Below are 25,381 nucleotides of genomic sequence, written 5' to 3' on the forward strand. Positions count from 1 at the left end.
CTCTTAAGTGCTGCTTAATTCTTTTTTTCAAAGTGTCCTTGACTAAGGGTCCAGATTACTCGGCGCGACAGCGACCGGGCCTCTTTGATCGCCGCCGCCTACTTGAGCGTATATCATAACAGCCCAAGCGGAGCGGCTGCAGCTTGAATGACGGAGGCGGAGTAGGCGAGAAGCTGCCGTTCCTTCGGCGACAAATTCAGCTCGACCAGCTCCTTGACGCCTTGTCGGGTCAAGATGGCCGGCACACCGAGACAGACGTCGTTCAGCTTATATTCGCCCTCAAGAATGGCCGAGACTGCCATGACTTTGTAATCATCGTTAAGAATGGAGCGCACGATCGACGCGATGGCGTTCGCGATGCCGTAGTGCGTCGAACCTTTCCCTTGGAGGATCTCCCATCCGGCATTTCGCGTTGCCTCCGCGATATCATCCAGCTTCAGATGGCCGAACCGCTGCGGATGCTGGCGTAGAATATCGAGAATCGGCTTGCCGCCGATCGTAACGTGCGACCAAGCGGGGAACTGAGATTCGCCGTGTTCGCCGAGCACATAGCCGCTAACGCTGCGTGGATCGACGGGCACATATTCGGACAGCAGCGTTTTGAGCCGTGACGAATCGATCGAAGTGCCGGTGCCGATTACTCGGCTTCGCGGCAGGCCTGACAATTTCCATACCATATACGTGACAATATCGACCGGATTCGCCGCGGCGACGAAGATGCCGTTGAACCCGGCATTCATGATGCCCGGAATCAGTGTTCGGTAGATGGTATGCGAGCTGTCAAGCAGGTCGAGCCGGGTTCCGCCAGGTATCGGGTTGGCACCTGCGCACAGTACGACAATGTCAGCATCGCCGCAGTCCGTGACGTCCCCGGTATGAACCTTGGTTCTGGCATGCGTGAAGTCCATGCAATGCGACAGATCCAATGCTTGCGCCTTCGCTCGTTCGGGCGTTCTGCCGATCAAGACAATCTCCTCGCATATGGATTGGTTAATGAGCGAATACGCGCAGCTCGCCCCGACAAACCCGACGCCGACGATCGCTACTTTGCGTGTTTTGCTAGTCATCGATGTACGCCTCCACTCTGCCTGACTGGATTTTCTACCATTATATGTGGCAGCGTGATGGTTTTGTCATCGTCATGTGAAGTTTTATTACGCCAAAGAATTGATCATCCATTGACACCGGAAGGAAGAGGGAATAAACTTTAAACTAAGTTTAAACGTGGAGGTTAACGCCGAATGAGCCGGAAAGGTCAGCTGACAACGCCAAGGCGGACGATTTATCATATCGTTATGGACTCCTCCGACCATCCGACGGCATCCGACATTATGGACCGTTTGAAGATACGAGGCGCCAATTTCGCTTACGCGACGGTGTACAATTCGCTTCGTTATTTGACGGAAGAGGGATTGATTCGCGAGCTGAAGCTGGAAGGCGACGCCAGCCGCTACGACGCGAGAATGGAAAACCACCAGCACGTGCTGTGCATAAGCTGCGGCAAGCTGGACGAAGTGTTTATTGAGACGCCTCAGACGTGGTTGAATAGTATTGCAGCCGCTACGGGGTACGACATACAGGAAGAGCAATTATTATTCAAAGGGGTGTGCGGTTCATGCAGAGAACAGAAGACGACCGTGCAATAGCGGAGGTTCAGTCTGCCTGGGCGGGTTTGCCCGATGCTTTCGATGAAGGCGACTATTGCAACACCACCCGTCGAATTATTATCGTAAGTCCGCTGCCTGCTTCGCTGCGCGCGTTGGTAGCCGCTTTAACGACTCGCTGTTACGATGTGTTGGTCTTTCATCATGAGGACGATCCGGCGCTGGCGATGCTGCAGGCCGATCTGCTCGTTGTCGACCGCACGCGCGGAGGCGCCTCGGAGAAGGTGCAATTCGCCGGAGGCGGTTCGCAGTTAACGCTTGTGCACGCGGATGAGGAAGTAGGCGGCGGAGAAGTGCTCGTTTGGCCACAGCCGCTGGAAGGCGCGCTTGCCGTCATCGAGCGGTTGGCCGAACAAGGCCAACCGGCCAACGCAGTTTCGCCCGAGCATGGCGAACAGCTGTTGTTGAAGGACATTACGGTCGATTTGAGAAGGATGACCGTGCAGCGGTCCGGTCAGCCTATCAATTTGACTAAGACGGAATTCGACATGCTGAAGGCGCTGCTGACTAGCGGTGGAAGCGTACTGACGCGGCAAGACATTATGGAGCGGATCTGGGGCGACGGCTATTTCGGCGGGAGCAACTCCGTAGACGTGCATATTAAGAGCTTGCGCCACAAACTCGGCGACGACCCGAAGAAACCGCACTATATCGTGACGGTACGGGGAGTCGGTTACCGGATTGCGGACTGAGCAGCCGATTCTTCACGAAACCTTCATGAGATCTTCATGAAGGTTTCATTTTGTCTTCATAAACACTTCATGCATCCGATCGAGTCGCATGGTATGCTGTGAAGGTAAGGTTGAGAGATAAACTAAGTTTAAATTTAATTTTGCCTGTAACATGGAACGGAGGAACTGTCATGACAGTCTACAAAACAATTATTATCGGAACCGGCCCCGGTGGCCTTACGTCTGCAATTTACTTGGCTCGCGCCAACCTGAGCCCGCTCGTCATCGAAGGTCCTGAACCAGGCGGTCAATTGACGACGACGACGGAAGTCGAGAACTTCCCTGGCTTCCCGGATGGCATCATGGGACCTGAGCTCATGGCGAATATGCGTCAACAAGCGGAGCGTTTCGGCGCCGAATTCCGTTCTGGCTGGGTGAACAGCGTCGATCTGTCGAAGCGTCCGTTCACGCTGAACGTAGAAGGGATCGGCGAATTGAAGGCGGAATCGATCATCGTCTCGACCGGCGCATCGGCGAAATATCTCGGCATTCCGGGCGAGCGGGATAATGTCGGACGCGGCGTCAGCACATGCGCAACGTGCGATGGCTTCTTCTTCCGCGGCAAGAAGATCATCGTCGTCGGCGGCGGCGACTCCGCGATGGAGGAAGCGAACTTCCTGACGCGTTTCGCATCCGAAGTTGTCCTGGTGAACCGCCGCACGGAGCTTCGCGCATCGAAGATCATGCAGGACCGCGCGCGCGCGAATGAGAAAATCAGCTGGAACCTGAATCGCACGCCTGTAGAGGTCGTAGCAGATGACAATGGCGTGAAAGGTTTGAAAGTGCTGAACAACGAGACAGGCCAAGAAGAAGTCATCGAAGCAAGCGGTATCTTCATTGCGATCGGTCATACGCCGAATACGAAATTCCTTGGCGGTCAGATTACGACCGACGAGACGGGCTACATCCTTGTACAGCCAGGCACGACGCTCACGAACATTCCGGGCGTATTCGCATGCGGCGACGTACAGGACAGCCGTTACCGTCAGGCGATTAGCGCGGCGGGATCGGGCTGCATGGCGGCACTGGACTGCGAACGTTACCTGGAAGAAGTCGAAGCGCACGTACACGCCTAAGCCAACACGTAACACTTTCATTCCATACCTTGAACATAGAGGAGCGATGTCGAATGTCCGAACAAGCGCAAGCGATTGTTTATTCCAGCACGCACTGCAACTACTGCAAGAATGTGAAGCAATACCTGACCGATAAAGGCGTATCCTTCGAAGAGCGCAACATCGATCTGAACGAAGCCTTCGCGGAAGAACTGTGGAATACGGGCATGCGTTCCGTCCCAGTAACGGTTATCGGCGATTACAAAATCCTCGGCTTCAACCAAACGCAGCTGAACAAAGCGGTAACTGAGCTGCAAGCGTAAACGAATCTATTCAATTTCGATACGATTCAGCCAATAGTAATAGCCATTCCCCGATGCCTTGTGAGCATGCTGGGGAATGGCTATTCGGCGTTTCAGCGAAATGCCGGTTATCGGAACCCGCCGTCGGAATGGATGATCTGCCCGGTGATCCATGCGGCATCGTCGCTAGCTAGGAAGGCGATCAGCTTGGCCGCGTCCTCGGGCTTCCCGATGCGCCCCATCGGGAAGCGGGGCAGCAGATGCGCCTCGATCTCCGGCGTCATCCAGCCTGTCGCGGTCGGCCCCGGATCAACGGCGTTGACCGTAATGTGTCTACTTGCCAACTCGGCCGCTAACGAGACGGTGAAGGCGGATACGGCGCCCTTAGTCGCAGCATACGCAAGGTTGCCCGGCATCGGACCCCGGTCTTGACCAGAAGTGAGGTTGATAATGCGGCCTCCTTCGCGGCCGTCGATCCTCTTGGCGAAGGCAGTAGATAAGAGCGCGGTGCCCCGAAGATTCACATGATAATGAGGGTCCAAGTTGTCTGCGTCAAGCGTCATGAAGTCGATGTCGATGCTGTGCGTCGCGTTATTCACAAGGATATCGGGAACGCCCAGCTCGCTGCATACCTGATCGAGCAATTCCGCAAGCGTAGAAGGATCGGATAAGTCGACGCTCGCATGGGAGGCGCGAACGCCCGATTCGCGCAGCTCCTCGGCCAGTCGATCTGGATAACCCCTGTCCGCATCCGAAAATCCTAACTGATGATCATAGTTCGTATAGTGCGTAAAGAAAATATTCGCCCCTTGATTGGCCAACTCGCGGCAAATGGCGGCTCCGATGCCATTCGGCCGGCTCGTGCCGGTGACGATGGCGGTTTTGTTCTGCAGACGGTTCATGGTAGTCCCTCGTTTCATTTCGTTCTGTCGTAAAGGGGGGGAACTAATTCTATCTATCTCGAATTGTAGCACGGCTTGGGAATGCTAGCCATAATAAGAGAGCTCCACGATCGATCGGCTTGTCAGGGGCTGGCTGTCCTGCCTATAATAGAATCCATATTCAATTCATAAAGGCGGTTAAAAGCAATGAAACCACAGCTCGTTCTTGACGCAGGAGGTGTCCTCGTCAGCAATCTGTCGCCGTTGTTCTGGGAACAGCTCTGCGAGCACGCTTCGATCGATTACGACGTGATCGTCCCGCATTACAAAACCTCGATGAGCGCAGCATTGTGGCGTGGGGAAGTCTCGGAGACCGAGTTCTGGGCATGGTTGGCCGGCGGCTATCCGGGCGTGAACGAAACGGCAGCCAGGCAGCTGTTAATGTCGAATCTCGTAAGACTGGACGCGTTGGACTGCCTTGCGGTATGGCGAACGCGTGCGGATCTTCATCTGTTAAGCAATCATCGTACCGAATGGCTGCTTCCTGTATTAGAGAAGGAGCTGCACTTGTTCAGCAGCATCACGATCTCGAGCGAAATAGGGAGCGCCAAGCCGCAGCCAGAGATGTTTCGCGTGGCGTCCTCCAAGCTGCCGGCCGGAGCGCAGGTGTTGTTCGTAGACGATCAGCCGCGCAACTTGCAAGTGGCAGCCGAACTAGGCTGGACGACGCTGCTGGCGGATGCGGACGGCAATTGGGTGGAAGAGGTCGGGACGCTGCTTGGTTTTGAAGCGACAGCGACATGCAGGGGATAAACCATGAGAAAAGGCAGCGCTTGATCACGGAGGTCCGAGTCGAGCGCTGCCTTTCTTTGTCCAATGAGCAGCAAGGTTTATTTGTCGTTGCCGATATTGAAGACGTCGATAAGCTTGAAGATCAAGCTGAGCACAATGGCCGCGATCGTTGCGAGCACCATGCCTTTCAGCTCGATTCCGCCCATGGTCAGCTTCGTGCCGCTGAGCCCAATTACCAGCACGACTGTTGTCAGAATGATGTTCTGCGGCTTGCCGTAATCAACCTTCGTCTCGATCAGCATGCGGATGCCCGCTACCGCGATGACACCGAACAGCATGAGCGATACGCCGCCCAGCACGGGCTGCGGCACAACCGAGATGATCGCGGACAGCTTGCCCAAGAAGGAGAGCACGATCGCCAGAATAGCCGCGCCGCCGATGACGAAGACGGAGTAGACGCGAGTGAGCGTCATGACACCGATATTCTCGCCGTACGTCGTATTTGGCGTCGAACCAACGAATCCGGAGAGGATGGTCGAGATGCCGTTGCCGAGCAGAGAGCGGTGGAGACCGGGCTCCTTAGTCAGCGGACGGCCGGTAATGTTCTCGGTCACGATCAGGTGGCCGATATGTTCGGCGATGACGACTAGCGCGGCCGGGAGAATCGTCAGAATCGTCGCCAGCTTGAATTTCGGGAGGGTGAACGTCGGAGCAGCGAACACGCTTGCTTCGGTGACGGAAGTGAAGTCAACCATACCCATGGCCCACGCGAGCAGATAGCCAGCCACGAAGCCGATCAGAATCGGAATGATCTTCATAAAGCCGCGGAACAGGACATTACCTAGAATAATGATCCCAAGCGTCACCGCGGACACGATGACCGCATCCGGATCAGGAGCCCAAGCCGGATCAACTGGCGAGCCTGGCTGCTGAATCCAACCTGCCATGCCGGCCGCAGTCGGCACGAGCTCGAGTCCGATGATGGCGACAATGGCGCCCATGGCCGCCGGCGGGAAGATGACGTCGATCCACTTCGTGCCGACCGCCTGCACGAGCAGTCCGAACAGCGTGAACACGATTCCGACGACGATAAAGGCGCCGAGCGCGTAAGGATAGTTCTCCTCGGTATTGGTGCCTAGTACGGCGAGCACGGGCGACAGGAACGCGAAGCTTGACCCGAGGTAGGCGGGAATTTTGCCTTTGCAGATTAACAGATAGAGCAGAGTGCCGATTCCGTTCATCAGCAGAATCGTGCTGGCGTCAACGCCGAACAGCACGGGGACGAGAACCGTCGAGCCGAACATGGCGAACAGATGCTGCAGGCTGAGCGGTATCGTCTGGATAAGCGGCGGACGTTCATCCACCTGAATAACTCGTTGCACGGGTTCTTCCTCCATTGCGGTTTTTGTCGAATTTCCTTGAACATCTTACCAGAACGGCGATCGGTTGGCATCCATTTTTTTTGGGACCAGCGTGGGAATACTGTCTTCGTTCAGTTTGAAAGGAGGACGAACGATGGCAGACCCAACTTTGGTACAATCGATCCGACGGGACGCGATGCCGTTACACCAAGCTAGCGATTACGACGCGATCGTGGACGCAATCGGCGATTCGCGAATCGTGCTGCTTGGCGAAGCATCGCACGGCACGAGCGAATTTTATACCATTCGCGCGGAGATTACCAAACGTCTAATTGAACGACAAGGATTCCGGATCATCGCAATCGAAGGCGATTGGCCTTCTTGTTATGAGATTAACCGCTGGATTAAGAATTATACCGGTGCGGCCGGGTCGGTACGGGATGCGCTCTCGGCGTTCGGCAGATGGCCGACATGGATGTGGGCGAATGAGGAAGTCGAGGCGTTCGCGCAGTGGCTTAAAGCGTTCAACGGCAAACGCGAAGGGGACGATTTGGTCGGATTCTACGGCTTCGACGTGTATAGCCTTTGGGAGTCGATGGAAGAGACCATTCGGTATTTGCGCAAGACAAATTCACCAGAGCTAGACCACGCCATCCGGGCGTTCGAATGCTTCGAGCCCTATGGACGGGATGAGCAATCTTACGGGGCCGCGGCGGCCTATGCGCTGGGGGAGTCGTGCGAACAGGAAGTCATCGACCTGCTGCGCGAGCTGCGAGTGCGGCGGATGGGCGAGGGGATTCGCGACGAAGAGGCGTTAAGCGCGGTCATGAATACGCTCGTTGCTGTAGATGCCGAACATTATTACCGTTCCATGGTTCGAGGAGGACCTGAATCGTGGAATATACGCGATCGTCATATGACCGAGGTTATGGCCAGAATGATGGATGCCTACGGAGACGAGGCCAAGATCGTCGTATGGGCGCATAATACGCACATCGGGGATGCGCGGGCAACGGATATGGCGGACGAGGGTATGGTGAATGTCGGTCAGCTGGCGCGGGAGCGCTTCGGTGCGGACAACGTATACGCGATCGGGTTCGGTACGTATGAAGGAACTGTTGTCGCCGGCCGCAGCTGGGGAGCGCAGCCCGCGAAGATGCGGGTGCCGAAAGCAGCCGAGGACAGTTGGGAAGAAGCGATGCACGAAGCGGGCGTCGCGAGCGGATGGCTATCGTTCCGTGGTAAAGACGGCGAATACGATCAGCACATTGGCCACCGCGCGATCGGCGTCGTCTATCATCCGCAATATGAACGGTTCGGCAACTATGTTCCTTCGTCCATGAGCGCGCGGTATGACGCTTTCGTGTTCGTGGATCAGACGAAAGCGCTCGCGCCGGTTGTTCCGGAACCGGTATTTGCCTGACCTTCGATCGTCCGCATTCATAGCTCGAACATACCGGAATCGCAGAAGTTTAACATTTTTTTGTTATCCGCTTTCTGCGATTCTGGTACAATGATATGGACGAGCTTAGGTCGTATCGTCATCAACATACATAACCGAGGGCGGACACGCTCGAATGGGCATCCACGCATCGTCACAACCGGGTAAGGATCGGCCGGGCTAATCCGCGTTTACACGAGAGGAGCATGTTCATGACACGACAATATGCCATCGATAAGGCCAAGATTTACTTCCGCGAACAAAACCGCTCCTTCTATGTCGTGCAGATGGACGCGTCGGACTTCGAAGTGTTAGACAAAGAAGGGCTCGACCGCGTCATGCAAAGCGGCAAAATCAGACGCGACGCGATCATCTTCAGCATGGAAAACGATCCGAACGAATAGCCATTGATAGCGATTCTCATCTTGAACTGATTACCATTCTAAGGTATACTTTTAACGCCAAATAATAACGTGTTAGGAGATCAGAATTGATGGAAAAAGTTCTTATTTTCGGACATAAAAATCCGGATACCGACACAATTTGCTCCGCGATCGCATACGCCGATCTCAAAACGCAGCTCGGTTTCAACGTGGAACCGGTCCGCCTCGGCGCGGTTAGCGGCGAAACGCAATTCGCGCTGGACACGTTCAAGGTCGAGGCGCCTCGTCTCGTCGAGACAGTAGCAACCGAAGCGAAAGGCGTTATCCTCGTCGACCACAACGAGCGCCAACAAAGCGCTTCCGATATCGAGCAAGTCCAAGTGCTTGAAGTTATCGACCACCACCGGATCGCGAACTTCGAAACAGCCGCGCCATTGTACTTCCGCGCGGAGCCAGTAGGCTGCACGGCAACGATCTTGAACAAAATGTACAAAGAGAACGGCAAGCAAATTCCGCAGGCAATCGCAGGCCTCATGCTCTCGGCCATCATCTCCGACTCCCTGCTGTTCAAATCGCCGACCTGCACGGAGCAAGACGTGGCAGCAGCTCGCGAGCTGGCTGAAATCGCCGGCGTGAACGCGGATACATACGGTCTGGACATGTTGAAAGCCGGAGCCGATCTGAGCGACAAAACGATTGCGCAGTTGATCTCCCTGGATTCCAAAGAATTCAACATGGGCGGCGCTAAAGTCGAAATCGCGCAAGTGAACGCGGTCGACGTGAACGACGTGCTCTCCCGTCAAGCTGAGCTGGAAGACGCACTGACAGGCATCATCAACGAGAAGGGCCTGGATTTGTTCCTGTTCGTCGTAACGGACATCTTGAACAACGATTCCTTAGGCTTGGCGCTTGGTGCCAAAGCTAATGCGGTCGAACAAGCCTATAACGTCTCCTTGGCGAACAACCAAGCGGTGCTGAAAGGCGTCGTGTCCCGCAAATCGCAAATCGTGCCGGTACTGACTGAAGCCTTCAACAAGTTGGCCTAATAATCGCTCCAATGGAAGAAGCAGCCCGGAATTTCCAGGCTGCTTCTTTGACAATCAATGATCAACTTCCAGTCGTGTGACCGGGTTAATAGCGCTGTCCAAGCTGCTAATCCGTCGAAGCTCTTTTGCGCGAGCCGGCCAATCCAAGAAGTCCAAGGAGACCGAGCCAGTCCCAATCAAAATTGCCTCTGGAGGTTCGTTCGCCGGGAATCGCGCTAAGCGGCCGCACGCTGTCGTTCTGCAGCGCGCGTTGATTCATAATATAACCGGGGGTGCTGCCAGACAATCCGCGCTGATGAGGTACAAGCACCCTGCCGCCGTTGCCGACTGGCGTGCTGAGCGGTCGAATTTGGCCAGGATGCGTATCTTGTTCAACGATATAACCAGGCGTGCTGCCTGACAATCCCAGCTGCTCCGTGCTGCCGAAGCCGGCGCCGTTCGAGGATTCGATAGGTGCTTGAAGCCGTCTCGTAACTTCAGGGCCGGAAGCGGAGTAAGCGGCCGCTCCTGTTAAAGCCGTTAATTGCGACAATAGCGGTATAGCCAGCATCAGAATGGTCGTTCGCATTAGAGGCGTCATCGTGGTGATCCATCTCCTTTCCGTTATAGTGTGCATCGCCGAACATGCCGGTTATGCACCCTATACAATCGCACCTTCAGATGAAGCCCGCGTATCACGCGTTGGCGGACTCCGAAAGATTACCTGAACGCTCAAATGATTCAACATGTAATCCGCCTCGGATTGGCGCAATCTAATCGAGGCCCGCTGATGCAGGGTCAAAATTAGAGCTGGAGGGATCGTCTTGAATCGAAAAGCGTGCTTGTTGGTCTGTGGGTTAAGCTTGTCTGCCGTTCTGTTCACAGGTTGCGGGAAAAATGACAACAACAACGTGACCACGAAAAACACGGGACACGTTCACCGCTTGTCCACGCACAACACGGATGGGTACAACGACAGACGCTTGACGACAAGAAGCACACGGGATAACGATGGCCTGCTGGGAACGCGCAACAACACGGGACGTTATGGGATGAATGCGGTCGATAATAATACGACGGGCATAAATAACGACTTGCGCGGTACGGGTCGTAATCTTGGCGAAGCAACGCTCGACGTAGGTCGAGGTATTGCCAACACGACCCGCAATGTGGGTACCGATCTGGGTAATGCCGCTCGCGACCTGGTTGGCATGGGGCCGCGTGAGTATGGCAATCGTAACGGTGTAACGGGATTTGGCTCGAACGTAGGCGAAGCCGCTCGCGATCTCGGTACAGGCGTCGTCGGCACAACGCGCGAAGCAGGGCGCGACCTTGGCCGTGCAGGCCGTGATCTAGTTGGGATGAACGGAACCGGGACGACGAACAATGGCTTCGGTACGACCGTCACGGGCAACGGTACGAACAATGGCACGAACCTCACTGGCACCACGAATGGTTATGGTACGAACGTCACCGGCAACGGAATGGGCGGAAGATATGGCACTTATAGCACGACTGGCACGACTGGCACGACTGGCAATCACGGCACTCGTATGAATGCGACTACGCACAACCAAAACGAACTGAAAATCGGCAATTTGACGATCGTCGGCAGCCGCGGCAATAACGCTCATAACGGCAATAACGCTCGTGGCGGCAACGGCACGACGAGCAATTTGACGGGTCAAACCGATCACAACACATCGATGCGAAATACAGGTGAAGGACTTGTGCTTCACGTCACGGATGCGAAGTCGATCGATGCGATCCGCCGTGTGAATCAGCAGTTGAGCGGCACGAACGCGAAGACGAAAGCGAAATCGATCGCCGATGATATTAAGTACATTCTCCGCCACGCAAAATAACAACGCGAGGGCGTGTGAAGCACGCCACGGCCATGATTCCGTAAGGAATCATGGCCATCTTACATAGGACGAGGGTTGAGTATGGAACTGACGACCATGCATGAACTAGACGCATTCTGGTGGCAGAAGACGAAGCCGATGTACATGAGCGCATTCGGCAACGGGGGCAAGACGGAACAAGTGATCCGACGTATGTTCGAACGGCGACTGGCTTTGTTCCATGTCTTTCATGAACATAACGAAGCATATGGAATGGCATTCTCCTCCATCTCAAGTGACCGCAAAGCACTCATCGTCGACTATCTGACGGTCAATGACGAGCAGCGCGGTCATGGCCATGGACGAGAATTTGTCCGTGCGCTGCTGAATTGGGGGAGCGAACAACGTTTACAAGCCGTCATCATTGAAGTCGAATCCGATCCAAGCCCCGTCAATCTGGCGCGCATCCGATTCTGGGAGAAGTGCGGCTTCTCCATTACGGATTACGTCCATCATTACATCTGGGTACCAGAGCCTTATCGGGCGATGTATGCGAAACTTGATCCTCATGCAGAGCTTCCTTTCACCGACGGGCAGAAGCTGTTCCGTTATATCACCAATTTTCATCGCAAGGCTTACGCTCGTTAGCAATAGTTACTTCGGTGGCTGGTATCGGCTCCCATCGCATTCACTTCTCATTCACTTCTCATTCACTTCTCATTCACCCGACAAAAAATGTTCCATTCCTGCCGTTAGAAGTCTTAGCAAATCGCGCTTATCTGCCGAAATAGTAGGTAGGACGTTATTTCGAAGCTTAAATCGATGTGAAGGAATACAGCGAAGTGATGTAGAATGTTCTAGAGAGGAAAAAACCGAAGGAGCCGGTAGCATGAAATCGTATTTGGAATACTTCTTTGAGCGGCTCAAAAAGGGCGAGTTCATCAATTATCCGAACGTCTATCCGCTTCATCAGGGGATGGCATTCACGTGGAAGGACGAGCAACGAGGCGCGCATTTGCTCTTCCTGCCGTTCGAACAAACCGGATTAGCCTATTGCGAGCCGAATCCGAATCCGGGCAATATCGTCAATATTTCCCCCCTTTATATGGGCCACATTCTCGGCGAAACGTCGATTCTGCGAGGTACGGACTTGCATAAGCCCAAGACCGAAGCAGACGCGCTCGCCGCGGTGTACAAGAACGCTTACGAGATTAACAAGCAAGCCGAAGAACTCGGAGGCAGCTTTGAAGATTACATGTGGAAATTCAAGCAATTATGCGGGTTCTTGACGTACTTTAACTCCGTTGTATCCTTGAAGCCGCGCGCCCAATAATCGATGGATTATGAAGGCTTCGTGCCTACCTATGACCCGCCACCTGGCGGGTTTTTGGCGTTCTTGTCTGCGCTTCCTGGCTCACCTTGTTCTTCGGTTGATCCACTGCTTGCGCCAGCTGCATTCTCGTCCCTGCGAAAAGGATTGCGGCTGCTCATCGTGAACCAAACGATTACCGGAAGCGCGAAGTTAATCAGGAACAGCAACCAAGTGAACCCCCGAACAAACCACGACGTGTTCACCACATATTCGTAAATCCACCAATGGTACATTAAATTCGTCCGCCCCTTGAACGATATTGCGGTTAATATAACCCACTCGATCGCGAGCTACTCCCGAATAGGTCTCCCTTGAACTGGAAATACCATAGCCAACGGGGAAATGAGGAAAGAAGAGGGATCGTCATGACTATTCAGCCGCTGCTTGAGACCGCCATATCCGATTCCCTTCCGACTAACGTTGACCTGATTCAATCCGTGATGGGACAGAGTGTCGACTTTATTAAGCGCGACTTCGATTTCCATCAGCAAACGAAACAACGAGGCGCCTGCTTCTACACGGATGGATTGATTAGCAATACGGAACTACAGTATATCCTTAGAGCAATCCTCATCTATAGTCATGAACTGCCGGAAGAGGTTCTGCTGCAAGCCGATACAATGGAAGAGCTCAAGCGGAGATTGTTGGTTAACTGTTCGCTGCGAACCATAAGCACCATCGGGGAAGGCATTGACGGTATTCTAGGCGGAGAAACGTTATTTCTGATCGATGGATTCGCCGAAGGACTGCTCGTCGTGACGAAAGCGTGGGAGTCGAGGAGCATTACCGAACCGGCGACCGACAATGTCGTTCGCGGCCCCCGCGACGGATTCACCGAGAACATCCGCACGAATACGGCCCTTGTGCGAAGACGGATCAAAGATCCCAGCCTGCGGATCGAATCGCTAATTGTCGGCACGAAGACGAAGACGGATTTGAACATTGCCTACATGGAGGGAATCGTCAAGCCGGGATTAGTCGAGGAAGTGAAGGAACGCATCAATAAAATCAAAATCGACGGCGTCCTCGAGAGCGGCTATATCGAGGAATTAATCGAAGATTCGCCTCTCTCTGTTTTCTCGACGGTCGACACCACCGAACGACCGGACAAGGTCGCGGCCTCCATCCTGGAAGGCAGAGTCGCCATCTTCGTGGACAATACGCCGATCGTGCTGATCGTGCCGACATTCTTCTGGCAATTCTTCCAAGCTTCCGACGACTATTATTCTCGCTATTGGGTCGGTTCGTTCTTCCGGATCATCCGGTATATCGCGTTCATGATCAGCCTGATGCTGCCCTCATTATATGTCATGCTTATATCGTTTCATCAAGAAATGATCCCGTCCATGCTGGCGTTCACGATCGCCTCGGGCAGAGAGGTCGTCCCGTTCCCGGTGCTTGTCGAAGCGATCATGATGGAGCTGGCGTTCGAGCTTATGCGCGAAGCGGGGCTACGCATGCCGAAGCCGGTCGGGCAAGCGGTCAGCATCGTCGGATCGCTGATTATCGGCCAAGCTGCGGTGCAGGCCGGTCTCGTGTCGCCTTTCATGGTCATTGTCGTCGCGGTGACGGGGATTGCATCGTTTACGATTCCGAATTACTCCGCTTCGTTCGCGATCCGGCTGCTGCGTTTTCCGCTCCTTATCGCCTCTGGGATGCTCGGTCTGCTCGGCTTCGCCGGCATGTTCTTCATTGTTGTCATCCATGCGCTGTCGATTCGATCTTTCGGCGAGCCCTATTTGGCGCCGGCCGCGCCTTTCCGGCCCTCCGATCAGAAGGATATCGTGCTCCGTCTACCTTGGTGGAGCAATAAGTACCGGCCTCGACTAGCGGCCGACGCCAACCGACAACAAGATGGCGGCATGCCGGAACCGCCTGATTCGTAAACCACGCAAAGGGGGAGGATCATGCATTGGCTTAGAATGGCCGCACTGCTGCTGACATGGTCGGCGGTCTCGATCCTTGCTGCCGGCTGCTTCGGCAAGCAGGAGATCAATGAACTGGCTATGGTAACGGCCGTCGGCCTCGATGCGCACGGTTCGAATCAGATCAGCTTAAGCGTGCAAATCGTAAGACCCGCCGACGCGAGAGGCCAGACAGGAGCTCCGTCGGGCGGCACGGGCGAACCGATCTATTCGATCCAATCGCAGGGCCGAACCATATTCGAAGCGGCGCGGAACTTAGCGCGATTCTCTTCGAGACGAGTGTATTGGGCGCACAATTTCGTCATCGTGATTGGCGAGAGCTTCGCGCGTCGGGGCATTGCCGATATGATCGATTTCTTCACCCGCAATCATGAGCTGCGCATGACCACCTGGGTGGTGGTTACGCCCGACAAAGCGAGCGAGGTCATCGCAACCATTACGGGTATGGAGGTTGTGCCCGGGGAAGCGATGGACAAGTTGTTCCGCTATAATGAGATCGTTGCGGAAGCGCCGAGTTCCAACATGATGAGGCTCCAGGAAGCTTACCTGGCGACGGGGACTGAACCGGTATTGGCCAAAGTCCAATTAAAGCCACGAGGCATCTCCAACAAAAAACCGGATCAATTCGGGTCGTTGAAACAAATCGTCCTCTCGGGAGCAGCCGTTTTTAAAGGAGACAAGATGATGGGTTGGCTATCGCCAAAACAAGCGAGAGGTCTGCTGCCTTTCCTCGAGAAGGTCGACTCGGAGATCGCGGTCGTGAACTGCCCGGACGAACCCGGCAACCGGACCACGTTGGAGCTAAAGGATTTGTCTCAATCGATGAAGCCGGAATGGGTAAACGGCAGGGTTAAGCTTCACGTCAAGCAGAAGATCAACGCCAATCTTGTGGAATTGGGGTGTGCTCCATCCTACCCGGAAATTCGCGATAAGCTGGAGGCCAAGCTCAAGACGCAGATGGAAGAGCAAGTGAAGAACATATTCGATATCGCGCAGAAGCAATATCGGACGGATTTTTTGAAGGCTGGGCAATCGTTCCATAATCGTTACCCGCTGGAGTGGCGCAAAGTGGCGGCCGAATGGGACGAGTATTTCGCGGATGCGGACGTTACGGTGCAAACGGATGTCAAGCTGACCAGCCCGGTTCTGAAGATGAAGGAACCGACGAGCGGAAAGGAACTAAAGTGAAGGTACGCATAACGAACGGCATGCTGCTCGCGCTCGTCATGAACGTTATCTATGCCAAAGCCATCGGCATTACGCAAGGGATCATCGCCCGCGAAGTTGCAAGCGACATGTGGATTTCCACGCTCATTGGCATGATTCAAGGGATGGCGGTTGCTTGGTTGACCGCGCGCGTCATCCAGATGGATCAGGGTACGTCATCGGTCATCGACTTGGTCGGCAAGTTGGCAGGCAAGTGGACCGGCAAGCTGATCGCTGCCGTCCTGCTGGTGTTTTTTACCGGCGCGTTCGCCACGGTGCTTGTCACGTTCACCTTTCATCTGATGGACTACTTCCTGCCGGAGGCGCCCGTAATCCTATTCGTTGTGGCTGCGCTCGCCGTCGGCTTGTACGGGGCGTATCACGGCATTGAAGTCATGGGCCGAATGGCGTTCGTCGGCGTGTTCTCAATCCTAATTCTCAATATTTTCGTCATGATGGGGTCGATCAACGAATTCGACGTGAGGAACCTGCTTCCCGTCTTGGATAGCGGCATGGCGAAGACGGTCTGGGCAAGCCGGCATTTTGATACGGATTGGTCGCTGGCGACGCTTATGATCTCGGTCATCTTGCCTGTCGTGAAGAAGCCGCAGCGTTGGGGGAGAGTCTCCGCGGTCAGCATTTTGTTCGCGGGGCTGTCCGTCGTGATCTGGCCGCTTCTCGAGTCCGGCGTGTTGTCGGCCGAGGCAACGCAGGAATATATCGTCGCTTGCATGCAATTGGCACGGAGCGCGCATATCGGTTTGTTTCTCCATCGGTATGAAATGATTATGATCGCTTTCTTCGCCACATCTTCGCTCATCCAGATCATGATGTGTCTGTATTGCGCTTCGTTATGTGCGTCTAAATTGGTCGGGGTGAAAGATTCTCGTTACCTGCTGATCCCGACTGCTCTGCTGCTTGGCGGCACGGGCTACTGGGTCGTAGCGGATCACTTGCGCGCCATGATCTTCACCGTTGATTATTGGCCCTTGTTCGCAGTTCCCACGGCGGTCGGCGTCCCGCTTATCGCCCTTGTCCTAGGATTGCTGAGGAGGGCGAAGCGGACAGCGGTCTAACCCGTGCCTTATCCGGGACGTGTTCCCGGTTGTTTGACCAGCCGAGGCGGATGTTTCATAATGAGTAGGTGAAGCGAGGGAGAGGAGGCGTTCGGGATGAGGAAGCTTCGCCTCGCGCTGCTGGCGATTATTCTCATTCTGGCGGCAGCGGCAGTAGCGGCGTATGTGTATACAGGTCCGCGCGAAGAGCTGGATTTGTCCTATCAACCCGTGCCGCTGATGGAACGCGCTGTCCAGATGCTGCGCAGACAGTCGCTCGAACTCGTGCTGACGGAAGATGATCTGAACAATTTGGCCAGACGCACGTTGTCACGCGAGCCGAATATTCGTCCGCATGTACGCGTGACCGGCGCTTCGTTCGAACTAGAGGGCGATCGGATGATCGCAGACGTCAACGTTAAGCTGTTCGGATTCTGGCCAGTCGGATTCCAGGCTGTTTACACGTTCCGCTGGGAATCTCCCTATCTGATTGGAACGCCGATCGAGATGAGAGCAGGCAGATTCCCGCTGCCGAAGGAACGGATCGGCGAGCTGTCGATCCCGATCGGAGAGGAACTGCCAATTATTCGGCTGGACCAAGTATTTTTGAAGGACGGGGAAGTGCATGTACGGATTCGCAAGCCAAGCTTATCCGATCTGAAACGACTATTATAGGAGGCATCCGGCATGACTCAGATTCAACGCCCCGAATTGAACCGGGACTACATATTGAAGGTGCTGGAGCGGCTGCTCGGCACGCCGAGTCCAAGCGGATATTGCAAAGAAGCGATCCGCTACGTGCGCGAAGAAGCGGAACGGTTGGGGTTCCAATCGGAGATGACGCCCAAAGGCAACGCCATCATTACGATCGAAGGGAGCGGCGGCACGGCAGGCGACGGCACCCTCGGACTGACGGCTCATGTCGACACATTAGGCGCGATGGTTCGCGCGATCAAGCCGGGCGGCACGATCCGGTTCACGAGCGTAGGAGGTTATATGATGCATTCGGTGGAAGGGGAATACTGCCTCATCCATACGAGAGACGGCAGAACGTACGAAGGTACCGTATTGCCGATCAAGCCTTCCGTCCACGTGTATAGCGACGCAAGGGACATGAAGCGTGAAGAAGGCAATATGGAAATTCGTATCGACGAGATCGTTAAGACGAAGGAAGACGTCGAGAAGCTGGGAATCGCAGTCGGCGATTATATTTCGTGGGATCCTCGCACACGCATCCTGCCGAACGGTCTGGTCAAATCGCGCCATCTGGACGACAAAGCAAGCGTTGCCGCGCTGCTGGGCGTATTGGATTGGCTGAAGCGGACCGGCGTGCAGCCACGTCGTACAGTGAAGGTCATCATCTCCACGTACGAGGAAGTGGGACATGGGTCGTCGTATATTCCTTCCGATATTACGGAGATGCTGGCCATCGACATGGGGGCGCTCGGCGATGACTTGTCGGCGACGGAATACGACGTCTCGATCTGCGCGAAGGACTCGAGCGGGCCGTATGATTACGATATGACGACTACTCTGATCGAGTTGGCGAAGGCGTCGGAATTACCGTACGCGGTCGATATCTTCCCGCATTACGGCTCGGACGCGTCCGCGGCGCTGCACGGCGGAAGCAACATACGCGCGGCGTTGATCGGTCCAGGGGTACACGCTTCGCACAGCATGGAACGCACGCATGCCGACGCGATCGTGAATACCGGCGCGCTCATCGCGTTGTACATGATGCAGAAAAGCTGATTGGTTTGCGTTCACAATCGGAAGATGGGGAATGCAGCATTCAGCGAGCAGAAAGCTGATTGGTTTGCGTTCACAATCGGAAGATTGGGAATGCAGCATTCAGCCAAATCCCCGGATGCGCCGGACATGGAGTTGCGGTATAATAGCACGTATCGACAATTTTCATGGGGGCGTAACCATTGGCTCAGCTTTATTACAAATACGGCACGATGAACAGCGGCAAATCGTTCGAGATTATCAAAGTCGCGCATAATTACGAAGAGCAAGGCAAGCCAGTCCTTATTTTTTCTCCTTCGGTAGATACCCGCAGCGGATCGGAGCAGGTCGGCTCTCGCGTCGGCTTCCAGCGTCCCGCCATTCCGGTGCACGACGATACGGATTTGTTCGAGAGCGTGAGAGCCTATCAGCCGAAGCCCGAACCGAAGCAAATTTATTGCGTGCTCATCGACGAGGCGCAATTTCTGAAGAAGCATCATGTGCTGGAGTTGACGCGCGTCGTCGACGAGCTGAACATCCCGGTTATGGCGTTCGGATTGAAGAACGACTTCCAGAACCAGCTGTTTGAAGGCAGTTATTATCTGCTCGTGCAGGCTGACAAGATCGAGGAAATCAAGACGATCTGCTGGCATTGCGACCGGAAGGCAACGATGGTCATTCGATACCGGGACGGACGCCCGGTCAACGAGGGCGAGCAAATTCAAATCGGCGGCAACGAAGATTATAAGCCGGTATGCCGGAAGTGTTACAATCAAGCGTTCGTCGCGCCATCCACCGAGTAGGGGAAAGCGGCACAAGAATAAGGCTGAGCAGGTTGCACGCGCAACCCGCTCAGCCTTTTGTTCGTTTGCATCAATCCGCAAGAGTTCGGCCGTTTACTCGCCGATCATATTGCGCGCGATCCAGATGCCGGCGGCACCGGCTTGGGCGAGCCCGCGCGTAATCCCTGCTCCGTCGCCGCCGCAGTAAAGCCCGCGAATTTCGGTCTCCAGGCTTTCGGCAAGCTTCGGACGCGCCGAGTAGAACTTCGCCTCCACGCCGTAGAACAGCGTATGCTCGGAAGCGATACCCGGCGTTACTTTCTCCAGCGCTTCGACCATCTCGATCAAGCTCTTCATCGTATTGTACGGGAGAACAAGACCAAGATCGCCTGGCACCGCTTCCTTCAGCGTCGGCTCGAGGAAGCCTTCGCGGATACGGCTCTCCGTCGATCTGCGGCCGCGAATAATATCGCCGTACTTCTGAACGATGACCCCGCCGCTTGATAGATCGTTGGCCCGTTTGCAGATCTCGCGCGCGTATTCATTCGGCTTGTCGAACGGCTCCGTGAATTTATGCGAGACGAGCAGGGCGAAGTTCGTATTCGGCGATCCGAGCGCAGGATCTTTGAACGAGTGGCCATTCGCCGCCATGACGCCGCTATGATTCTCGACGACGACGTGGCCGGACGGATTGCTGCAGAAGGTGCGAACGCGCGTGCCAACCGACGTATTGAAGATGAATTTGCCCTCGTACAAATGCTCATTGATCTCCTGCATCACGACGTCGGAAGTCTCGACGCGTACGCCGACGTCGACTTGGTTATTATACATCTTCAGACGGCGTTTCTTCAGAATGGCCGTTAGCCATTCCGAGCCGTCGCGGCCAGGCGCGATCATAACACGGTCCGCTTCATGGATCTCGCCGTTCTTTAGCGCGATACCGGTAATGCGGTGTCCGCCGTCTTCCTTCACGGTCACAATATCCTCGACCATCGTCTTGAATGCCATATCGATGCGGGTCTTCAAGTACTCATAAATCGATTTGAGAATCTCCAGATTCTGCTCCGTCCCGAGATGGCGCACCTGCGCGCGCAGCAGCTTCAAGCCAGCCGCATAGCCGCGTTGTTCGATATTGCGGATCGTATCCGTCGTCGGATCGGTAATGAGCGGCGTAGCGCCATGCTCCAGGTTGATGGCGTCCACGTATTGGATGAGTTCGAGCACCTTGGAAGGGGCGAGGTAGTCCGTCAACCAGCCGCCGAATTCGGTCGTAATGTTGAATTTACCGTCGCTGTACGCGCCAGCGCCGCCGAAGCCTGCCGTGATCGAGCAGGCCGGCAGACAGCCCGCGAAGTCCTTCTTGCCGGCGGGCGGCGGGCACAAGGTGATCTTCTCCTCCAGGATCGGACAGCTTCTGCGGTAGATGTCATGCCCTTTATCCACCAGCAGTACCTTCAAATGAGGCGCTTTCAACGACAATTCATAACATGCGAAAATTCCGGCCGGACCGGCGCCTACTACAATCACATCGTACTTGCTCACGGTTCATCGTCCTCCAAGGCACAATTAGTTAGGTTTAAGGGGATGCACTTGATTCGTCGCACTGGCGGCCGCAGCAAAATCGAACGCAAAAAATCCTGGCGCCGAACGGGTGTGCGTCAAAGGCAACCCGTTCGTAGCCAGGAATTTATGGTTCCTTGTAGAGACCCCCGAACCGTATTATCGAGGATATACGAACAGTAAGTATTCATTTGGTTGTCGGTTGTTGCATGATTGATCTTAAAGGACGAAGGCGTATATGTCAACAAGTGATTTCGAAAATATTCGTGTTTAGGCGTTGGAATGAAAATGGATATGGTTCTTACAACCTTATTCCGGCCAAAAACCGAACATTAAATGCTGACGATTCGAAATCCGCCATCTCCTGAAATGGCGGTACTCCATGCAGTTCTGCAGCGGTTCCCCCGAATGGATAAAAAACAGGTTCGCAAGGCACGATGAAGTGTATAGGAAAAGGAATAGATCTCGAAATGCGTCCAAAAACGGGAGGTGACCGGACATGAGCAGTTTGTGGCAAATGGTGAAGAAGGGCAATACTTCTTCTGCCGTAGCGGCTATAGGGAACGCCGGACTAGCCGTCTTGAAAGGAATTGCGGCCGCCGCAAGCGGAAGCGGCGCCATGTTCGCCTCTGCCATGCATTCCGTCGCAGATGCGGTGAACCAGGCATTCGTCTTTACAGGCAGCGTGCTCGCAGAGAAGGCGCCTACCAGACGATTCCCGACAGGCTTCGGCCGAGTCATCAACTTATTCTGCATGATCGCGGTTATCGTCGTGACGGTTATGGCGTACGAGACCGTGCGAGAGGGCTTTCATCTGCTGGCTCATCCGGCCAAAGCCACGAACTTCTGGCTCAACTTCGCGGTGCTTGCCGTTGCCATTGGGGTGGATGGCTTCGTGCTGATCAAGGCGATGAACGAAATCGTGAAGGAGACGCGGGCTGACGCGAGCGGCGGGGTCGTGATTACGGCCATCCGGAATGTCGGTCGCGCGGCGCCGCCGACGAGGCTGGTCTTCTACGAAGACGTCGTCGCCACCAGCGGCGCGCTCTTGGCGCTTATCGCCGTCATCATCGCCGAGTTTACGACATTCCGGCTCTTCGACGGAATCGCAACGATTCTGATCGGAATTCTCATGGTCGGCGTTGCGTTCAAGGTGGGCTACGACAACATGGTCGGCTTAATCGGAGTTGCCGCGCCGCTGGACATCGAAGAGCGGGTCGCGAGCGTTATTATGGACGATCCGGACGTCACGGATATTAATAAGATGCGGATTTTGCAGGAAGGACGATTCTATCATGTCGAAGGTTATATCGAGCTTAGACCTGGTCTGTCGCTAGCCGACGCGGATGATATTAAATTCCGCGTAAGGGACAAGCTGCTTGCGACCCCGGATATCACGGACGTGACGCTCGGCATCATTGAGGATAACGGCGTTCGCGACTGGCGGCCGTCCGGCGAAGCGCCCGGATCTTAGCATTCAATATGTACAAGGAGGCCGATGACGATGGAACAAGAGAAGGACAAGACCAAATTCAAGCTGTCCGAAATGGAGCACGAACTGGCCGAGCAGTTGGAGAAGGGGCCAATGAACAACGCGCAGGACGACGCGGAAGAGCGGGCGCGCGTGAAGCTCCCGGCCAAATACGAAATGCGGATTCAAACCGAGCACGACCCGGTGGCGGAGGAGACCAAGCTGTTTCGTTCGCTCGCACGGGAAGTGGATGGTCGTTATGATAAATACGCGGGTCGCGACCAGAGCGAACCGGAAGGCGAAAAGTAACATGCGGCGACGAGTTAAGTTGACTTGATAGCGCAAATAGGACGGCCCCCATCAACTGTGAAGTTGATGGGGGCCGTCTTTGCTTTAACGGAATCAGCGGATTAAAGCTCTCGTGCTTCGAGCTCCTGTTCTACATGCCGAATCCATTCTTTCGCCGCGAATGACATCGCCCGGTCTTTGCGCCAAATCATCGACAGCCGCCAGGGGATCGCCGGTTCGATCGCGATGACGGCGAACCGGTTCGGATCCAGTTGACGGCAGATTCCTTCCGGCAGCAGGGTGATGCCGTATCGCGCGGCGATCATCTCCGTCATGAAGTCCCATTGCGAGCTTTCCAGTACGATTCGCGGCTCGAAACCAGCGAGCACGCACTGTTCCATAATCAAGTGACGCACCGTGAAATCCTCCCGGAACATGACGAACGCTTCTTGTTCAAGCTCATGAAGCGGCACGGTATCGCGGCCGGCATAAGCATGCTGTTTGTCCGTGACCAGCAGCAGATCCTGATGAAGACATGGCAAAATGCTGTACTTGGCTTCATCCTTCACCGGCAAAATCACCATCCCGAAATCCAGCTCGCCCTGCAGGATGTCTTCTTCCAAACGTTTGCCGCCCCGCTCGGTAACGAGCAAGCGGATGTCGGGATAGCGCGTCAGAAAGCGTTCAATGACCGGCGGCAGGAAAGTAGACCCGATCATCGGCGGTATGCCCAGATGCAGCTTCCCTTTCTTCAGCGACATGACTTCCTCCAGCTCGCCGGTCATATGGTCGACGGATTGCAGTACCTTTCGCGCCGATTTGAGAATGGTCGCGCCGGCGTCCGTCAGCTCGATCGGTTTGGCCGACCTGTCGATGAGCTGAACGCCTAGTTCGTCCTCGAGCAGCCGCACCATTTTGGACAAGGAGGGCTGGGTTAAATGGAGTTTGCGGGCCGCTTGGGTGAAGCTGCCGGCCTCCGCGACCGCAACGAAGTATTGCAGCTGTTTGAGATCCATGAAGTGGCTCCTAATGTTGAATCTGAATGAGTGTGAACGAGTGGGAGACGTCAACTATAGCCAAAAGGCATGGAGACGATTCGAAATATGTATTTTACCTATAACCCGAGCGGTTGTAAACTAAGCGTTATCCAAACAACAAGAAATCAGGTGCAGCTATGATTGAACTTATACAGAAGACAACTTCATTCGATGCAAGACCGGCATCCGCATCGTTAACCGTCAAGGACGCGATCGTCCTTCCGCCGGATACGAATCACCACGGCACAATTTTTGGCGGCAAGCTGATGGCCTATATTGACGATGTGGCGACGATCGCCGCCACGCGGCACGCCAGAAGACCGGTCGTGACCGCGTCGACCGACTCTGTAGATTTCCTTCACCCGGTCAAGAAGGGGGATGCGGTTAGTTTGTCCGCTTTCGTGACGTGGTCGCACAAAACCTCCATGGAAGTGTTCGTACGCGTCGTGACCGAGGAATTGTTGACCGGCAAACGCAAGGTCGCCGCCACCTCATTCTTGACGTTCGTCGCGCTAGGCGAAGACAATCGGCCTGTAGAGGTGCCAAGCGTGCAGCCCGAATCGGACGAGGAACGGCTCTTGTTCAATACGGCGCCCGAACGGAAAGAAGCAAGACGCATCCGTCGCCAGGAAAGCAAGCATTTCGCCGACTTTATGGGAACGGAAGATGTTCGTCACCGGCCGGTAAACTCGCGAGGAAATTCCAGCTCTCGTAAAGATAATCAAGCATTCGCCTGCGCTTGGGAGTCGGAGTGGTAGAGCTGTCGTAAGCAAAAGGGGAGGTGTCCCGTTATCGTCGTAAGACGACTTCCGGGACATCTCCCCTTTGTTATGCTCGAGTATGTAATTATGGGCGAAGCTTGGGCAGTCGAGGACGCAAAATCGGAATGAGCGCAGCGGCCACGATAGCTTTGACCGTATCGCCGAACAGGAACGGATAGCATCCTTGTACCAAGGCTTTGCTCATCGACATCTTCGTCACGTGGGCAAGCCAAGGCACGCCGGTCGTGTATAGGAGCGCGACGCCGAACACCATCAAGCTGACAAAGAGGATCGCTGTCTTGCCTTTCGTCCACGTGCTTTCGGAGCGGAAGAGCTTATCGCTGACGAAGCCAACGAGCAACGCGGCGAACGGATACATCCAGATGTAACCCGCAGTCGCGCCCGTCAACACCGATAGGCCGCCGTTCCCGTGGAAGAGCGGCAATCCGATCGCGGTTAACGCGATCACGACGGCAATGCTCCAGAAGCCGTAGAACGCGCCGAGCAGCCCCCCGGCGAGCATAATCGTAAGCGTCTGCAGCGTAATTGGCACAGTCGTGAAGCCAAGGGGGATCTTCAGCCAGCTGGAAGCGACGAACAATGCCGCGAACAGCGCCGTGAATACGATGCCTCGAATGGCATATACCGTATGATTCGTTGAAGCGTAAGTCGTCTGTGACGAGGTGGACATTGTCAAATCTCCTTTCGAATGTTAAC

Annotated in this window: 28 protein-coding genes and 1 riboswitch; of the genes, 20 read left to right on the forward strand and 8 right to left on the reverse strand. The window is 55.0% G+C overall.

Annotated features, from left to right (window positions below; all coding sequences use genetic code 11):
• Positions 1–113 precede the first annotated feature (113 nt).
• On the reverse strand, positions 114–1,067 hold the full coding sequence (locus ACFFSY_RS21395) for an L-lactate dehydrogenase (protein ID WP_377497874.1): 954 nt from the start codon (positions 1,065–1,067) through the stop codon (positions 114–116).
• Between the two features lie 174 nt (positions 1,068–1,241).
• On the opposite strand from ACFFSY_RS21395, the gene ACFFSY_RS21400 reads away from it, so the two are divergent.
• The 4 genes from ACFFSY_RS21400 to ACFFSY_RS21415 all read left to right on the forward strand — a co-directional run bounded on the left by ACFFSY_RS21400 (position 1,242) and on the right by ACFFSY_RS21415 (position 3,773).
• Positions 1,242–1,646 (forward strand): Fur family transcriptional regulator, encoded by a 405-nt coding sequence (locus ACFFSY_RS21400; protein WP_377497877.1) that lies wholly within the window; start codon positions 1,242–1,244, stop codon positions 1,644–1,646.
• Positions 1,616–2,356: a winged helix-turn-helix domain-containing protein gene (locus tag ACFFSY_RS21405; RefSeq protein WP_377497879.1), complete on the forward strand. Its 741-nt coding sequence runs from the start codon at positions 1,616–1,618 to the stop codon at positions 2,354–2,356. The genes ACFFSY_RS21400 and ACFFSY_RS21405 overlap by 31 nt, the downstream gene beginning before the upstream one ends.
• 170 nt (positions 2,357–2,526) lie before the next feature.
• Positions 2,527–3,471 (forward strand): thioredoxin-disulfide reductase, encoded by a 945-nt coding sequence (trxB, locus tag ACFFSY_RS21410; RefSeq protein ID WP_377497881.1) that lies wholly within the window; start codon positions 2,527–2,529, stop codon positions 3,469–3,471.
• Positions 3,472–3,524: 53 nt separating this feature from the next.
• The gene (locus ACFFSY_RS21415) at positions 3,525–3,773 is read left to right on the forward strand and encodes a glutaredoxin family protein (RefSeq protein ID WP_377497883.1); all 249 of its coding nucleotides are present in this window, start codon (positions 3,525–3,527) and stop codon (positions 3,771–3,773) included.
• Between the two features lie 107 nt (positions 3,774–3,880).
• Here the strand turns inward: ACFFSY_RS21415 and ACFFSY_RS21420 are convergent, their stop codons facing one another.
• On the reverse strand, positions 3,881–4,654 hold the full coding sequence (locus ACFFSY_RS21420) for an SDR family oxidoreductase (RefSeq protein WP_377497885.1): 774 nt from the start codon (positions 4,652–4,654) through the stop codon (positions 3,881–3,883).
• A gap of 186 nt (positions 4,655–4,840) precedes the next feature.
• On the opposite strand from ACFFSY_RS21420, the gene ACFFSY_RS21425 reads away from it, so the two are divergent.
• Positions 4,841–5,446: an HAD family hydrolase gene (locus tag ACFFSY_RS21425; RefSeq protein WP_377497887.1), complete on the forward strand. Its 606-nt coding sequence runs from the start codon at positions 4,841–4,843 to the stop codon at positions 5,444–5,446.
• Between the two features lie 77 nt (positions 5,447–5,523).
• On the opposite strand, the gene uraA is transcribed toward ACFFSY_RS21425, so the two are convergent.
• Positions 5,524–6,807 (reverse strand): uracil permease, encoded by a 1,284-nt coding sequence (gene uraA / locus ACFFSY_RS21430; RefSeq protein ID WP_377497889.1) that lies wholly within the window; start codon positions 6,805–6,807, stop codon positions 5,524–5,526.
• Between the two features lie 133 nt (positions 6,808–6,940).
• Between uraA and ACFFSY_RS21435 the strand changes: the two genes are divergently transcribed.
• The 3 genes from ACFFSY_RS21435 (at position 6,941) to ACFFSY_RS21445 (ending at position 9,656) form a co-directional block, all read left to right on the forward strand.
• Positions 6,941–8,209, forward strand: coding sequence for an erythromycin esterase family protein (locus ACFFSY_RS21435; protein WP_377497890.1), 1,269 nt, complete (start codon positions 6,941–6,943; stop codon positions 8,207–8,209).
• 230 nt (positions 8,210–8,439) lie between these two features.
• Positions 8,440–8,631, forward strand: coding sequence for a hypothetical protein (locus ACFFSY_RS21440; protein WP_377497892.1), 192 nt, complete (start codon positions 8,440–8,442; stop codon positions 8,629–8,631).
• Between the two features lie 89 nt (positions 8,632–8,720).
• Positions 8,721–9,656: a manganese-dependent inorganic pyrophosphatase gene (locus ACFFSY_RS21445; protein WP_377497893.1), complete on the forward strand. Its 936-nt coding sequence runs from the start codon at positions 8,721–8,723 to the stop codon at positions 9,654–9,656.
• 106 nt (positions 9,657–9,762) lie between these two features.
• Here ACFFSY_RS21445 and ACFFSY_RS21450 read toward each other — a convergent pair whose 3' ends face one another.
• Positions 9,763–10,236, reverse strand: a complete 474-nt coding sequence (locus ACFFSY_RS21450) for a WGxxGxxG-CTERM domain-containing protein (RefSeq protein WP_377497895.1) — start codon at positions 10,234–10,236, stop codon at positions 9,763–9,765.
• 223 nt (positions 10,237–10,459) lie between these two features.
• On the opposite strand from ACFFSY_RS21450, the gene ACFFSY_RS21455 reads away from it, so the two are divergent.
• The 3 genes from ACFFSY_RS21455 to ACFFSY_RS21465 all read left to right on the forward strand — a co-directional run bounded on the left by ACFFSY_RS21455 (position 10,460) and on the right by ACFFSY_RS21465 (position 12,812).
• The gene (locus ACFFSY_RS21455; RefSeq protein WP_377497897.1) at positions 10,460–11,500 is read left to right on the forward strand and encodes a hypothetical protein; all 1,041 of its coding nucleotides are present in this window, start codon (positions 10,460–10,462) and stop codon (positions 11,498–11,500) included.
• Between the two features lie 81 nt (positions 11,501–11,581).
• Positions 11,582–12,127, forward strand: coding sequence for a GNAT family N-acetyltransferase (locus ACFFSY_RS21460; protein ID WP_377497899.1), 546 nt, complete (start codon positions 11,582–11,584; stop codon positions 12,125–12,127).
• Positions 12,128–12,368: 241 nt separating this feature from the next.
• On the forward strand, positions 12,369–12,812 hold the full coding sequence (locus ACFFSY_RS21465; protein ID WP_377497901.1) for a hypothetical protein: 444 nt from the start codon (positions 12,369–12,371) through the stop codon (positions 12,810–12,812).
• A 29-nt stretch (positions 12,813–12,841) separates the two neighbouring features.
• Here ACFFSY_RS21465 and ACFFSY_RS21470 read toward each other — a convergent pair whose 3' ends face one another.
• The gene (locus tag ACFFSY_RS21470; protein ID WP_377497902.1) at positions 12,842–13,084 is read right to left on the reverse strand and encodes a hypothetical protein; all 243 of its coding nucleotides are present in this window, start codon (positions 13,082–13,084) and stop codon (positions 12,842–12,844) included.
• Positions 13,085–13,216: 132 nt separating this feature from the next.
• Between ACFFSY_RS21470 and ACFFSY_RS21475 the strand changes: the two genes are divergently transcribed.
• The 6 genes from ACFFSY_RS21475 to ACFFSY_RS21500 all read left to right on the forward strand — a co-directional run bounded on the left by ACFFSY_RS21475 (position 13,217) and on the right by ACFFSY_RS21500 (position 19,568).
• Positions 13,217–14,737 carry a spore germination protein gene (locus ACFFSY_RS21475; RefSeq protein WP_377497904.1) on the forward strand — a complete coding sequence of 507 codons (1,521 nt, stop codon included), beginning with the start codon at positions 13,217–13,219 and terminating at the stop codon, positions 14,735–14,737.
• A 21-nt stretch (positions 14,738–14,758) separates the two neighbouring features.
• On the forward strand, positions 14,759–15,964 hold the full coding sequence (locus ACFFSY_RS21480; protein WP_377497906.1) for a Ger(x)C family spore germination protein: 1,206 nt from the start codon (positions 14,759–14,761) through the stop codon (positions 15,962–15,964).
• Positions 15,961–17,058 carry a GerAB/ArcD/ProY family transporter gene (locus ACFFSY_RS21485; RefSeq protein WP_377497907.1) on the forward strand — a complete coding sequence of 366 codons (1,098 nt, stop codon included), beginning with the start codon at positions 15,961–15,963 and terminating at the stop codon, positions 17,056–17,058. Before ACFFSY_RS21480 ends, ACFFSY_RS21485 begins: the two co-directional genes overlap by 4 nt.
• Before the next feature lie 96 nt (positions 17,059–17,154).
• Positions 17,155–17,712, forward strand: a complete 558-nt coding sequence (locus ACFFSY_RS21490; protein WP_377497909.1) for a hypothetical protein — start codon at positions 17,155–17,157, stop codon at positions 17,710–17,712.
• 12 nt (positions 17,713–17,724) lie between these two features.
• Positions 17,725–18,789, forward strand: coding sequence for a M42 family metallopeptidase (locus tag ACFFSY_RS21495; protein WP_377497911.1), 1,065 nt, complete (start codon positions 17,725–17,727; stop codon positions 18,787–18,789).
• A gap of 179 nt (positions 18,790–18,968) precedes the next feature.
• Complete coding sequence (locus ACFFSY_RS21500) at positions 18,969–19,568, forward strand: thymidine kinase (RefSeq protein WP_377497912.1); 600 nt, start codon at positions 18,969–18,971, stop codon at positions 19,566–19,568.
• A gap of 93 nt (positions 19,569–19,661) precedes the next feature.
• Here ACFFSY_RS21500 and ACFFSY_RS21505 read toward each other — a convergent pair whose 3' ends face one another.
• On the reverse strand, positions 19,662–21,089 hold the full coding sequence (locus ACFFSY_RS21505; protein ID WP_377497914.1) for an NAD(P)/FAD-dependent oxidoreductase: 1,428 nt from the start codon (positions 21,087–21,089) through the stop codon (positions 19,662–19,664).
• A 114-nt stretch (positions 21,090–21,203) separates the two neighbouring features.
• Positions 21,204–21,303: riboswitch (purine riboswitch) on the reverse strand.
• Between the two features lie 303 nt (positions 21,304–21,606).
• Between ACFFSY_RS21505 and ACFFSY_RS21510 the strand changes: the two genes are divergently transcribed.
• Both ACFFSY_RS21510 and ACFFSY_RS21515 read left to right on the forward strand, forming a co-directional pair.
• The gene (locus ACFFSY_RS21510; protein ID WP_377497916.1) at positions 21,607–22,581 is read left to right on the forward strand and encodes a cation diffusion facilitator family transporter; all 975 of its coding nucleotides are present in this window, start codon (positions 21,607–21,609) and stop codon (positions 22,579–22,581) included.
• A 30-nt stretch (positions 22,582–22,611) separates the two neighbouring features.
• Positions 22,612–22,887, forward strand: coding sequence for a hypothetical protein (locus ACFFSY_RS21515; RefSeq protein WP_377497919.1), 276 nt, complete (start codon positions 22,612–22,614; stop codon positions 22,885–22,887).
• A gap of 101 nt (positions 22,888–22,988) precedes the next feature.
• Here the strand turns inward: ACFFSY_RS21515 and ACFFSY_RS21520 are convergent, their stop codons facing one another.
• A complete protein-coding gene (locus ACFFSY_RS21520; protein WP_377497921.1) occupies positions 22,989–23,882 on the reverse strand; it encodes a LysR family transcriptional regulator in 894 nt (297 codons plus the stop codon).
• Between the two features lie 158 nt (positions 23,883–24,040).
• On the opposite strand from ACFFSY_RS21520, the gene ACFFSY_RS21525 reads away from it, so the two are divergent.
• A complete protein-coding gene (locus ACFFSY_RS21525) occupies positions 24,041–24,661 on the forward strand; it encodes an acyl-CoA thioesterase (protein ID WP_377497923.1) in 621 nt (206 codons plus the stop codon).
• An 88-nt stretch (positions 24,662–24,749) separates the two neighbouring features.
• Here ACFFSY_RS21525 and ACFFSY_RS21530 read toward each other — a convergent pair whose 3' ends face one another.
• On the reverse strand, positions 24,750–25,355 hold the full coding sequence (locus ACFFSY_RS21530) for a biotin transporter BioY (RefSeq protein ID WP_377497925.1): 606 nt from the start codon (positions 25,353–25,355) through the stop codon (positions 24,750–24,752).
• Positions 25,356–25,381 lie beyond the last annotated feature (26 nt).

Origin of the sequence: Paenibacillus aurantiacus (assembly GCF_042431225.1) — a bacterium.
Classification (GTDB): Bacteria; Bacillota; Bacilli; order Paenibacillales; family Paenibacillaceae; genus Paenibacillus_Z; species Paenibacillus_Z aurantiacus.

Excerpts from the sequence above, each read along its gene's own strand:
- ACFFSY_RS21395 (WP_377497874.1), bottom strand. The coding sequence starts at position 1,067 with ATGACTAGCAAAACACGCAAAGTAGCGATCGTCGGCGTCGGGTTTGTC.
- ACFFSY_RS21400 (WP_377497877.1), top strand. The coding sequence starts at position 1,242 with ATGAGCCGGAAAGGTCAGCTGACAACGCCAAGGCGGACGATTTATCAT.
- ACFFSY_RS21405 (WP_377497879.1), top strand. The coding sequence starts at position 1,616 with ATGCAGAGAACAGAAGACGACCGTGCAATAGCGGAGGTTCAGTCTGCC.
- trxB (WP_377497881.1), top strand. The coding sequence starts at position 2,527 with ATGACAGTCTACAAAACAATTATTATCGGAACCGGCCCCGGTGGCCTT.
- ACFFSY_RS21415 (WP_377497883.1), top strand. The coding sequence starts at position 3,525 with ATGTCCGAACAAGCGCAAGCGATTGTTTATTCCAGCACGCACTGCAAC.
- ACFFSY_RS21420 (WP_377497885.1), bottom strand. The coding sequence starts at position 4,654 with ATGAACCGTCTGCAGAACAAAACCGCCATCGTCACCGGCACGAGCCGG.
- ACFFSY_RS21425 (WP_377497887.1), top strand. The coding sequence starts at position 4,841 with ATGAAACCACAGCTCGTTCTTGACGCAGGAGGTGTCCTCGTCAGCAAT.
- ACFFSY_RS21435 (WP_377497890.1), top strand. The coding sequence starts at position 6,941 with ATGGCAGACCCAACTTTGGTACAATCGATCCGACGGGACGCGATGCCG.
- ACFFSY_RS21440 (WP_377497892.1), top strand. The coding sequence starts at position 8,440 with ATGACACGACAATATGCCATCGATAAGGCCAAGATTTACTTCCGCGAA.
- ACFFSY_RS21445 (WP_377497893.1), top strand. The coding sequence starts at position 8,721 with ATGGAAAAAGTTCTTATTTTCGGACATAAAAATCCGGATACCGACACA.
- ACFFSY_RS21450 (WP_377497895.1), bottom strand. The coding sequence starts at position 10,236 with ATGACGCCTCTAATGCGAACGACCATTCTGATGCTGGCTATACCGCTA.
- ACFFSY_RS21460 (WP_377497899.1), top strand. The coding sequence starts at position 11,582 with ATGGAACTGACGACCATGCATGAACTAGACGCATTCTGGTGGCAGAAG.
- ACFFSY_RS21465 (WP_377497901.1), top strand. The coding sequence starts at position 12,369 with ATGAAATCGTATTTGGAATACTTCTTTGAGCGGCTCAAAAAGGGCGAG.
- ACFFSY_RS21470 (WP_377497902.1), bottom strand. The coding sequence starts at position 13,084 with ATGTACCATTGGTGGATTTACGAATATGTGGTGAACACGTCGTGGTTT.
- ACFFSY_RS21475 (WP_377497904.1), top strand. The coding sequence starts at position 13,217 with ATGACTATTCAGCCGCTGCTTGAGACCGCCATATCCGATTCCCTTCCG.
- ACFFSY_RS21480 (WP_377497906.1), top strand. The coding sequence starts at position 14,759 with ATGCATTGGCTTAGAATGGCCGCACTGCTGCTGACATGGTCGGCGGTC.
- ACFFSY_RS21490 (WP_377497909.1), top strand. The coding sequence starts at position 17,155 with ATGAGGAAGCTTCGCCTCGCGCTGCTGGCGATTATTCTCATTCTGGCG.
- ACFFSY_RS21495 (WP_377497911.1), top strand. The coding sequence starts at position 17,725 with ATGACTCAGATTCAACGCCCCGAATTGAACCGGGACTACATATTGAAG.
- ACFFSY_RS21510 (WP_377497916.1), top strand. The coding sequence starts at position 21,607 with ATGAGCAGTTTGTGGCAAATGGTGAAGAAGGGCAATACTTCTTCTGCC.
- ACFFSY_RS21515 (WP_377497919.1), top strand. The coding sequence starts at position 22,612 with ATGGAACAAGAGAAGGACAAGACCAAATTCAAGCTGTCCGAAATGGAG.
- ACFFSY_RS21520 (WP_377497921.1), bottom strand. The coding sequence starts at position 23,882 with ATGGATCTCAAACAGCTGCAATACTTCGTTGCGGTCGCGGAGGCCGGC.
- ACFFSY_RS21525 (WP_377497923.1), top strand. The coding sequence starts at position 24,041 with ATGATTGAACTTATACAGAAGACAACTTCATTCGATGCAAGACCGGCA.
- ACFFSY_RS21530 (WP_377497925.1), bottom strand. The coding sequence starts at position 25,355 with ATGTCCACCTCGTCACAGACGACTTACGCTTCAACGAATCATACGGTA.